The organism is Streptococcus parasanguinis, from assembly GCF_001578955.1.
Taxonomy (GTDB): domain Bacteria; phylum Bacillota; class Bacilli; order Lactobacillales; family Streptococcaceae; genus Streptococcus; species Streptococcus parasanguinis_U.
In genome coordinates, this window is record NZ_KQ969689.1 from 223,499 (window position 1) to 225,168 (window position 1,670).

Sequence of the window (1,670 nt, forward strand, 5' to 3'; positions counted from 1 at the left end):
TGTCCCAGCCTCTTATTTGACTTTATCCTCTTAGCCCTTTGTATCTTACTACAATGGCCGCTTATTGGGCATACCCGCTTTTCTTGGATATTTATTGGGGGTTTCTTTTTTCTTTTCGACAACAGTGATATAGCGTGGATCTCCATTTGGCAATTCATACTGTAGATTGTCTTCAACCTTACTAAAGAGCAGGTTGAGGGCATTTTTGGCTTCTTCCAACTCTTCTGGAGCATTGCTAGCCTTGAGAGCGAGTAGCCGTCCCCCTACTTTCAGGTAAGGGATGGTCAGCTCAGAGAGAACCTGCATGCGGGCAACGGCGCGGGCAGTTACGATATCAAATTGGGCACGAAAGGCCTTATCTTGTGCAAAGTCCTCAGCACGTCCATGGTAGAAATGAACTCCGCTCAAACCTAACTCTTCAGCCAGCAAGTGGAGAAAATTGATCCGTTTATTAAGGGAATCAATGATGGTCACATCTAGCTCAGGGAATAGGATCTTCATGGGTAGGCTGGGAAAGCCAGCACCAGCTCCGATATCCAGGAGATGGATGGGTTGGTTTTCAATCAAGCCCTGCAAAATGGGTGCGATAGAATCATAAAAATGCTTGAGATAGACTTCGTCTTTTGCGGTGATGGCGGTGAGATTAATCTTTTCATTCCATTCAACGAGGAGCTCAAAATAGCGTTCGTATTGCTCTTTTTGACGATCAGTTAATGGGAAGCCGAGATCGGCTAAACGGATATAAAATTCTTCTGGTTTCATAAGATAATTTTACCACAAAATAAGGGAAATTTGATATACTGGTAGAAAGAAATGAAAGGAATTCAATAAAATGATTTGGATTATTCTTGGGATCATTGTGGTCCTTGTGTTGATTGTAGTAGGAGTATACAACGGTTTGGTGAAAAGCCGGATGCAAACTCGCGAAGCATGGAGTCAAATTGATGTGCAATTGAAACGTCGGAATGACTTGATTCCAAACTTGATCGAAACAGTAAAAGGCTATGCCAAGTACGAAGGGGATACCCTTGCTAAGGTCACTCAACTTCGCCAACAAGTGGCTCAAGCTTCTTCACCTGCAGAAGCAATGGCGGCCAGTGATGCTCTTTCCCGTCAAGTGGCAGGTATCTTTGCGGTGGCTGAAAATTACCCAGACTTGAAAGCTAACACTAACTTCATGCAATTGCAAGAAGAATTGACCAACACAGAAAATAAAATTTCTTATGCTCGTCAATTGTACAACAGTGTCACAAGCAACTATAATGTGAAATTGGAAACTTTCCCAACAAACGTGATTGCTGGAATGTTTGGCTTCAAACAGGCTGAATTCCTTCAAGTGCCTGAAGAAGAAAAAGCAGTACCAAAGGTGGACTTTAGCGGATTAGGAGACTAATATGCTGTTTGACCAAATTGCAAGCAATAAAAGGAGAACCTGGATTCTCCTTATTGCTTTTTTCATACTCTTGGCTCTCATCGGAGCAGCCGTTGGCTACCTCTGGTTAGGCTCTTCCCTTGGTGGCGTCATCCTAGCTTTGATTATTGGTGGAATCTATGCCTTTAGCATGATTTTCCAATCAACTGAAGTTGTCATGCGGATGAACGGGGCGCGTGAGGTAACGGAAGAGCAAGCCCCTCAGCTCTACCATATTGTACAAGATATGGCTATGGTA

At 43.4% G+C, this 1,670-nt stretch carries 2 protein-coding genes and 1 pseudogene; 2 read left to right on the forward strand and 1 reads right to left on the reverse strand.

All coding sequences use genetic code 11. From position 1 onward, the window contains the following. Window positions 1-48: 48 nt before the first annotated feature. Entirely contained in the window at window positions 49-762 is a 714-nt protein-coding gene (rsmG, locus tag SPADD19_RS01035; protein WP_049498569.1) for a 16S rRNA (guanine(527)-N(7))-methyltransferase RsmG, read from the reverse strand. A gap of 70 nt (window positions 763-832) precedes the next feature. Here rsmG and SPADD19_RS01040 point away from each other — a divergent pair, with 70 nt between their 5' ends. Together SPADD19_RS01040 and SPADD19_RS12225 are read left to right on the forward strand one after the other, a co-directional pair. Beyond that, window positions 833-1,393, forward strand: a complete 561-nt coding sequence (locus SPADD19_RS01040; RefSeq protein WP_003017390.1) for a LemA family protein — start codon at window positions 833-835, stop codon at window positions 1,391-1,393. A 1-nt stretch (window position 1,394) separates the two neighbouring features. Then, a pseudogene (locus SPADD19_RS12225) lies at window positions 1,395-1,670 on the forward strand (zinc metalloprotease HtpX); the annotation flags it as partial.

What these genes read in the sequence shown, in the direction of transcription:
- rsmG (WP_049498569.1), bottom strand. Translation starts at nt 762, where the DNA reads ATGAAACCAGAAGAATTTTATATCCGTTTAGCCGATCTCGGCTTCCCA.
- SPADD19_RS01040 (WP_003017390.1), top strand. Translation starts at nt 833, where the DNA reads ATGATTTGGATTATTCTTGGGATCATTGTGGTCCTTGTGTTGATTGTA.